Origin of the sequence: Caldisphaera sp., from assembly GCF_046536515.1 — an archaeon.
Classification (GTDB): Archaea; Thermoproteota; Thermoprotei_A; order Sulfolobales; family Acidilobaceae; genus Caldisphaera.
The window spans coordinates 1-8,795 of the sequence record NZ_JAWDMQ010000050.1; the positions used below are offsets into that span (position 1 = coordinate 1).

The 8,795-nt window shown below is 32.5% G+C and carries 8 protein-coding genes and 1 pseudogene; 6 read left to right on the plus strand and 3 right to left on the minus strand.

Features of this window, described 5'->3' with window-relative positions; genetic code table 11:
* A partial coding sequence (locus RXO53_RS06730; protein ID WP_410713471.1) for a thiolase family protein occupies window positions 1–1,202 on the minus strand: 1,202 nt, incomplete at its 3' end.
* A gap of 121 nt (window positions 1,203–1,323) precedes the next feature.
* On the opposite strand from RXO53_RS06730, the gene RXO53_RS06735 reads away from it, so the two are divergent.
* The 5 genes from RXO53_RS06735 (at window position 1,324) to RXO53_RS06755 (ending at window position 5,264) form a co-directional block, all read left to right on the plus strand.
* Complete coding sequence (locus tag RXO53_RS06735) at window positions 1,324–1,473, plus strand: hypothetical protein (RefSeq protein WP_410713472.1); 150 nt, start codon at window positions 1,324–1,326, stop codon at window positions 1,471–1,473.
* Between the two features lie 144 nt (window positions 1,474–1,617).
* Window positions 1,618–2,640: a methylcobalamin--homocysteine methyltransferase gene (locus RXO53_RS06740; protein ID WP_410713473.1), complete on the plus strand. Its 1,023-nt coding sequence runs from the start codon at window positions 1,618–1,620 to the stop codon at window positions 2,638–2,640.
* The gene (locus RXO53_RS06745; RefSeq protein ID WP_410713474.1) at window positions 2,637–3,629 is read left to right on the plus strand and encodes a methionine synthase; all 993 of its coding nucleotides are present in this window, start codon (window positions 2,637–2,639) and stop codon (window positions 3,627–3,629) included. Before RXO53_RS06740 ends, RXO53_RS06745 begins: the two co-directional genes overlap by 4 nt.
* Before the next feature lie 11 nt (window positions 3,630–3,640).
* Window positions 3,641–4,666, plus strand: a complete 1,026-nt coding sequence (locus RXO53_RS06750) for an AIR synthase family protein (RefSeq protein ID WP_410713475.1) — start codon at window positions 3,641–3,643, stop codon at window positions 4,664–4,666.
* Complete coding sequence (locus RXO53_RS06755) at window positions 4,659–5,264, plus strand: adenylate kinase family protein (protein ID WP_410713476.1); 606 nt, start codon at window positions 4,659–4,661, stop codon at window positions 5,262–5,264. The genes RXO53_RS06750 and RXO53_RS06755 overlap by 8 nt, the downstream gene beginning before the upstream one ends.
* Before the next feature lie 333 nt (window positions 5,265–5,597).
* On the opposite strand, the pseudogene RXO53_RS06760 reads toward RXO53_RS06755, so the two are convergent.
* Window positions 5,598–6,734: pseudogene (locus tag RXO53_RS06760) on the minus strand (ATP-binding protein); the annotation flags it as partial.
* Window positions 6,735–6,839: 105 nt separating this feature from the next.
* On the opposite strand from RXO53_RS06760, the gene RXO53_RS06765 reads away from it, so the two are divergent.
* Window positions 6,840–7,844, plus strand: coding sequence for a molybdopterin-dependent oxidoreductase (locus RXO53_RS06765; protein ID WP_410713477.1), 1,005 nt, complete (start codon window positions 6,840–6,842; stop codon window positions 7,842–7,844).
* 142 nt (window positions 7,845–7,986) lie between these two features.
* Here RXO53_RS06765 and RXO53_RS06770 read toward each other — a convergent pair.
* Window positions 7,987–8,795, minus strand: an 809-nt coding sequence (locus RXO53_RS06770) for a hypothetical protein (RefSeq protein ID WP_410713478.1), incomplete at its 5' end; no start/stop codon positions are given.

An 8,795-nucleotide genomic window follows, 5' to 3' on the forward strand; every position in this document is an offset into this window, starting at 1 on the left:
TAAACAATTTCAATTGCTAAAGCCGATGCTCCTCCTAACCCATGACAAATTGATGCAACTCCTCTTTTTCCTCCGTGCTTCTTAAGCACATTGATTAATTCTAAGGTAATTCTAGCGCCACTCATTCCTAAAGGATGGCCAATAGCTATTGCTCCACCATGAACATTAAGTTTTTCATAAGGGATACCTAGTTCTTTGTTTAATATAAAGCTGTTTACTGCAAACGCTTCATTATTTTCAAAATAATCAACATCTTTAATACTCCATCCTATAGAGTCTAATAATTTGCTAATTGCTCCTAAAGGTGCTGCTGGGAACTTCCATGTCTCTACGCCATGAAATGCAAATCCAACAATTCTGGCTAATGGTTTTAATCCCATTTCCTTAACTTTTTCTTCGCTTGCTATTAATAAAGAAGCAGCTCCATCGCTTATTTGACTGCTACTACCTGCAGTATGAAATCCTCCGCTGAACGCTGGCTTCAGTTTTTTCAACTTATCAATGCTCGTATCTCTTCTTATCCCTTCATCTTGCTCCAAAATCGTTTTTCCATTTTGTTCAAAAGGTATAACAAAGTCTTTCATCAAACCTGAGTCCCATGCTTTCGCAGCTCTCATATGAGACTCATAAGATATTTTATCCAAAGAATCCCTATCAGCTTTGTACTCCTTTGCAGTCATATCTGCCTCTTCTCCCATTATTTTGTTTTGAAACACATCCCATAATCCATCGTAAACCATAGAGTCTATCAGGTTCATTTGGCTTCCAATCAAATGCTTTACTCCCCATCTTATGTTCTGCCCTAATAAGAATGGTGAATAACTCATAGATTCCATGCCTCCAGCAGCAATTAAATTATATGAACCAGCTTGAATATAATTTGCAGCAGTAATTATTGCGTTCATACCGCTTGCGCAAACCATATCAACAGTCATAGAGTCTATATATTCAGGGACACCTGATTTTAAAGCAACCTGCCTAGCTGTGTCCATACCTGTTCCTGCCCTAATAACATGGCCATAAACAAGCATATCCAAATCCTTTGGCGAAATGCCTACCCTGGTTATTAATGAAGTCAAAGTATATGCTGCCAAATCAGTTGGATGAAAGTCTTTTAAGCTACCGCCAAATTTTCCTACAGGCGTTCTTAGACCATCTACAATATATACGTTTCCCTTAATTTTGGGCACTTTTTTCACCATATTAAATATTTTAATTAGACTTTAAAACACTTGCAAATGATCTATTAATAAAGCGAACAACAAACCTCGCCCCTAGAAGGGGCGGGGTAAAGTTTTTTTAAGTTTAGAAACTTATTAAAAATTGAGACAGCTGCTAAAGGGGTATGCGTCGCTGAAACATGAGTATACATCTACCCCAACTAACAAGTGTAATAAAATAGAACTCCAGGCCGATCAACTCTTAAAACATGAGGATCGGGAGCCGATTTTTCCTGATCGGCTTGGGGGATAATAGAGTACCATAAAAGGGGTGTAACCCTTGATACCTCAGGAAACTCGCCCTTCAGGGCGGGGAGGAGGTCAGCTATTAATAAAATTCTATACAATTCCTTAAAATTTATTTCTTTAAACTTTTTAGAGAGCATAGGTGAAAAATGTGGTCAAACTATGGGGCGCAGTTCTAGGCGGCTATCCAAGATCGATACATGCAAGACATGAAATGAGAGATTTAGAAAAAGGAGAATCTACTTATTTAGACCATGAAATAAACATTGCTTTAATTTCAGGTGCTGTCATAGGGTCTCAAGTTGCATCCGGTTTAAGGTATGTGACTGATGGAATGCTCGACTTTCATGATATTTTTAGACCATTTCTCGAATCATGGAGAAACGTCTCTATAACAGGTCTCTTAAGATATTTTGATAATAACTTCTTTTATAGGATACCAGTATTTACAGCAGAACCAGACATAGAAAGCTTTGTTTGGCCAAAAAGGATAAGAGCGTACAGCAAAGCAGCATATCCTTCAGCAATCAAAGTAGTTATACCTGGACCTTTAAGTTTAGTATTAATGGGTAAAAATCAAAGCGGCTTGTCAAAAGAAGATTTAGCGTATAGTATTTCATCAATATTAGCTATGGAAGCTGAAAAGGCTGAAAAGGCCGGTGCAGGTATAATTCAAATAGATGAGCCCATATTATCAGACCATGAAATAACTAAAGAAGACGCAGACTTAGCTAAAGATCTTATTTCAAACATAGTAAAAAGAGTTAATATACCAACTACCTTATCGGTTTATTTTGATATACCAAAAAAGGAAGTTTATGAAAAATTAATTGATACAAAAGTTAAATACCTGAGCCTTGATGTCATGGATTCTCCTTCCAGGTTTTTAGATTTAATAAAAAGTCAAGGGTTCTCAGATAAAAAACCTGTTTTAGGATTAATAGATGCTAGAAGGATTCACGATGATGACTATAGCAAAATAAAAGAAATTTTAATAAATATAATAAAAATGGAAAATGAAGAAATAGGGGTTACAACTACAACTTGGTTTGATGTAATACCATATAATTTTGCTATAAGGAAAACATATTTATTAGGGTCTTATTTGGAAAAAATAGCTAACGAATTAAATGCAGAATTTATAAATCCTATAAAGGAGGTTGAAAAACAATGAGCTATGAAGTTCCGAGGAAATTCCCTACAACAGTTGTTGGAAGTTATCCAAAGCTAGGCGAAGCAAGTGAAATAATAAAGAAAAGGGATAGAAACGAAATTAGTGAAGAGGAATTTCACGAAAAAATTAGAGGTCCTATAAATGAAGTGGTAAAAGATTATTTGGAAGCAGGGGTTGATATAATAAGTGACGGTGAACAATCAAGAGAAGACATGGTAGTATATTTTGCTCAAAGGCTTAAGGGTTATAATGAAGGAGATTGGGTTAGGATATTTGATAATGTTTACTTTAGAAAGCCTATTATCGTTAACAAACTTGAAAGAGTTAGAGAAATGATAATAACAGATTGGTTATATACAAATAAAATAAGTAATGGCAGGCCCGTAAAAGCAATAATCACCGGTCCTTATACTATGCTTGAATGGAGCTTTGATCTTTTTTATGGAGATAGGAAAGAAATTATAATGGATTTTGCCAAAATAATAAGAGAAGAATTGATGGAAGCTATAAGGAATGGAGCCAAATATGTGCAAGTTGATGAACCAGCATTGTCAACAAGGCCTTGGAAGGAGGAGGCAGATCTCTTAAAAGAAGCTTTAGATTACATATTTAAGGGAATGGATGCAAAGAGAATCGTGCACATATGCTATGGGAGGCTTGAAAGACTATTACCTTACATATTGGACTATCCAGTTGATCAATTTGATTTAGAATTCAAGAACAGTGACTTCAGATTATTGCCATATTTAAAGGAATATGGATACAATAAAGAACTTGGTTATGGCGTAGTTGATGTTCACACCTTACAAATAGAGAGCGTTAATGAAATTAAGGAAGCTATAGATAAACTTATGAAATTAGGTATCATAGGACCTGAAAAAGTCTATATAGACCCGGACTGCGGACTTAAGCTATTGCCAAGAGAAATAGCTAAAGGAAAGTTAATAAACATGGTTAATGCTACAAAAATTGCGAGAAATGAGTATTAGAGGGTTAAGTTTTGCCTAATTGGGTCGGTAAGCTCCCTTCAGATATATTAAAAGAAATCGTATTAGATAATGTAAATTCATTCAAAAAGGCCTCAACATTAATCGGAGCAGAAATAGGAGAGGACTCTGCTTTAATAGACTTAGGATTTTGTGTTCTATCAATACACTCCGACCCAATTACTGAAGCTAGATATCATGCAGGTTCTCTTGCTATTGATGTAGTTACAAATGACTTAGCCGTAACAGGTGTTAGACCTAAATGGCTTATATTAGATATATTAATGCCTGAGAATTCGTTATATTCTTCCCTAAACAGCATTATAGAAGGTGCTGTAAAAGAAGCTAAAAGGTTAAATATAGAAATCATAGGAGGCCATACAGAATCTACCCCTGGTTTAACTTCGCCAATAATTATTGGAACTGCTATTGGCTGTTCTTGCAAAGATTGCTACACACCAACTAAAAATGCAAAAGAAGGAGATCTAATATTCCAAATAAATCCGGCTGGTCTTGAGGGGAGCGCAATTATTGCTACAGATTTCAGGGAATATGCAATAAAATCAGGAGTTCCATTAAACATACTAGAAAATGCTTCAGAATTCATAAATAGGATAAGCGTATTGAACCAAGCGTTAGAACTTTCAGATAAGAGGCTTGTAAATAGCATGCACGACCCTACTGAAGGAGGTTTATTAGGAGGTTTATATGAAATAGCATATTCATCTGGCCATGATATAGAAATTGACCAGAGGAAAATCTTTGTTGAGGAAGAAACTAAAATTATATCAGAAAAACTAGATATCGATTTCACCAAACTAATAAGCAGTGGGTCTATATTAGCCTCTATACCCCCAAATAAAAAAGAAGAGGCTGAAAAAACCTTAAAAAATATAAATACAAAATATTCAATTATCGGGAGAGTTTTAAACCCTAGCGATAATCCAAAAGTTATATTAAAAAACTTGGAAAGAATAAATTATATAGACTCCCCACCACAAGATGAAATATCAAGGCTTTGGGCTAACAAAAATGAATAAAGATTTCATAATAATATCGGGCACTCCCGGAACTGGCAAAAGCAGCATAGGGAAAATACTTTCTGATGAAATTAATTGCAAATACATAGAGGTCTCTGAATTTGCTATAAGGAAAGGACTAGTATTACCTGATGAAACAGGAAGAAATACTTATGTAATAAAGGAAGATGAATTGAAAGAAGAAATACTTAAAGAAAGTAATGGGCTAACAATACTTGTTACCCATTATCCGGATATTTTCCTTGATGATGATAGGTTTTATTTAAATACGGCATTTGTAATATTACTTAGAACAAACCCTTTAATTTTAATGAAAAGGCTAGAAAATAAGGGTTGGGATAATAAAAAGATTTATGAAAACGTTTTAGCAGAAGCATTTAATACTATAGCTGAAGATATTTATGATTATAATGATATGATTATTGAAATTGATACAACAAACGTAAAGCCTGAGGACTCGTTAAACGTTATCTTTAATAAGGTTGCTTCTCTCGATTTTGGAATTAAAATCAATTGGCTTCTTGATGAGAATCTTGTTAATTTTATTTCCTTCCTTGTTGATGGGATCAATTTTAACGATAATAGGATTGGGAATTGAGGAAGATTGCAATAGAGCCTCTCCAATTTCAAATTTATCTAGTTGACTATTTAATCCATTACTTAAACTCATAGTCATGTATATTACCTCTTTATCTTTGGCGCTCCTCAATGCATGTATAATTTTTGTGTTAGCATTGAGCAAAACGCTGTTAGGTATCAAAGATGGCGATTGTGTTGATATGACAAAGCTTAACCCGTATTTTCTCGATTGAGACATAATCTGTCCTATTAAGCTACCTCCTTCGCTATCAAAATAGTTTTGAGCCTCATCTATAACTATTAACAATTTCTTATCATACCTTTTCCTTTTAAGATATATCATAGCTAAGAAGAGTAATGCATAAGACTTCCTAGCGTTTAGGCTTTCTATTTCATCTAATCTCAAAACATTTATTCCTTTATTTAAGCTAAGCGTTTGTTTTATATTGCCTTTATTCGTTATATTTTTCAAAGCCTCTATTTTTCTTAAAAGACCCCTTTTTACGTCTCTATCCCACCTAGCCTCTTCGCTATACCTCTCTATTTTTTCTATTAAATTTCCTATAGATGAAGGGTTTTCTCCTTGGATTACCTTCATTAAAAGATATTGCTGAGGTTCTGTCAAACCTAAACCGTTGCTTAAAGAATCTATCAATACATCACGCCTTTTATTAAACTCATCAATTTTAAAAGGATCTATATTAAACTCTACAGGAGAAATAATGCTTGCTTTTTCTATCAAATCGGAAAATTCTCCCGTCCAATCCATTATTAAAACATCAAAAACATTTGATGCCCTATAAGCAAGAGTAGCTGCAGTTGTAGATTTACCTGTTCCCGTTGAACCGAATATTGCTACATGGGATTCTATATCATTTTCATTTAAGTAGACTTCTTTATTATATGCATTATCAAATGTCTTCCCTATATAAATTCCTTCGTTTAATGATATCCCTTTATCTGAAGGGGCTATTAATATTTCTCCTTTTCCTATAGGGCTTATATTATCAATTGCCTTTATTAAACCTTCTTTTTCTTCATCATTTACTTCTTTAATCCTAACATTTTTAAAAGAAGTAGAAATTAAAGTCTTAAACACTTCTCTTTCAATATCTACTTCTTTTTTATCTTTAGACCCTATAGCTACAAAGGTTCTAGTATATCCCCCCGATGATATTGAAACAGATCCGTATTTTATAATATTACTTTTAGATCTATCCTTTATTATACTAGATATAACTTTACCCGTTTCCTCCTTTTCTTCTTTACTCCCATTTATCTCTAATTCTATTGCATCATAGTTGCCTTTTGCATTTTTTACATTTTTAATTTTATTAAATCTCATAATAAAAGGTATTGCAATTAAAAGCGGTAAAAAATACAATACATAATTATAATAAAATTTTATTTTAAATCCCCACATAACAATAAATATTGCAGCTAAACCTATTAAAGGCCTAAAATATCTAGGAACTCTATCTAGTATCATAATCTCCCACCTTTTTTAATAAATATAAAGGAGAGAGGGTCTGGAAACTAATACATGCTAAAGTTAAAAAGTACTGAAATTTAATAAAAAGCTCGAGTGAATATTATGGAAATAAGCGGTTGCAAATCATATTATAATAATTTACTTGAAGGCTTAAACATACCAATAGTTTTTGAATGTGGAGGGTCAATAAAAATAAAAGACTTTAATGATATAAAAAACATTGCATTAGAATCAATCAATGCCTTAAATGAATTATTTGATTATAATTTCAGGCTTGGAAGCTATATTGAAAAAGAATTTATAGGAAGGAGCTTTAACTTGCATAAGTTCAAAATAAACGAATTTGATGGAATATTAAGAATTGTTGAAAAAAATGGGTATTTTTTAAACACGAGTGGAGTAATGTTTTCCTCCGTATTAAATAAATTAAATGAAAATATAAAAAATGAACTAATTAAAGGAAAAGTCTTAGAAAAAGGAGAAAAGATGGAGCCAATTTTTTTAGAAAAGAATTGTTCTTCTTTTGAAAAGCCTGTCGGTCAAAAAGAAATACAGAGGTTTGTTATTTATGTTGCTGAAGAAGAAGTACCAAATGTTGATTTAAATAAATACAAGTTAAGCATAAAAGGGAATGTGATAAAAGAAGTAGAATTAACTTATAACCAATTAGAAGAGCTTTCAAGAGATATCGGAGAAAAGGACTTTCATTGTGTTACAGGATGGAGTGTTAAGGGAAAAAGATGGAAAGGGATTAATTTATTGGATCTAATAAATTTATCAGGACTAAAGAGCGATTCAAAGTGGATTATTGCTAACAGCATATCTGGCTACTCATCAACAATACCTATTGAAAAAGATATATTAGAGAACACTTATGTTGTAATAGAAATGGACGGAAGAAAATTAAATCCAGAATCAGGTTTTCCTGCTAGGATTTATTCTCCGGATCTTTTTGGCTGGAAGGGGTCAAAATGGTTATCTTCCCTTCACATATCAGATAAATACATAGATGGTTATTGGGAAGCGCTGTCTTATCATGAAAGGGGAAAGGTCTTATCAAATGAAAGGTTTAAAATTAGAAACCCTGAAGTGAAGGATTTGTGTTAATTGTTAACCCCCCGGTTAACAATGATTTTTCATTAGCAAGCATGGTAATAAAAAAGTGAAGTTTAAATCTTTTACCATGCCTTAAAAGGTTTGTTGCTTCTTTATCAACAAATCTCATGCAAATAAACATTTAATTATTGATTTAAATTTTTAAAATTAAGAACCCATTATTACAAGACGGATATATAAGGGCATTTTGCTTGAGCATTTCAACAAGGTCGTAAGGATCCTTTAAGAATACCCTTGCTATGTTTAAAGACTTTTCTGGATCTTCTATGCAACAAAAAACAACTGCTGATGAAGCTGCATTGTATTTCTGCATAAATTCTTTATCAATAAAGTCATTCATCTCAATAACTAAGCTGATTCTTTTTGACAACTTCTTTATTACATTTATTAGATCTATGTTTGCTAATGAATCTTTGTTTAACTTTATCAATAAATCTTTTTCACCTTTTAGCTCATTACTTAAATTATTTAAAAAATTTATACTATAATATAAATCTTTTTCTGTCAAATCTACACAATAGCTTGATTCCTTACAATTTGGTTTTTCGCTTATACCTATTTCAATATAATCTTCCAATTTAACAGGGTTATATTTTCCATATACCCATAAAATAAAGGGCCTTTCAACTTTTATTTTCCCTTTTCCTTCAGCGCATATAAGATCTCTATTACCTATAGATGACATTAATATTTTACCCTTTAATTCCAAACCGTTGCAATCATCAATATAAATAGGCCTTTCAATTAAATAGAAAGAAACAATAAAGAAACCAATAGGCCCTAAAGAAGATAATATCCCCAATAATGATGATTTCAAAAATTTTCTTTCAGTAGAAGACAAAAAACTACTTATTAAGGAGAGAAGAAAATATGCTAAAAGAAACCTGTAATTGAAATAATTAATTATTAAAATTGAAGACAATACAACTGCTGTTATAGCTA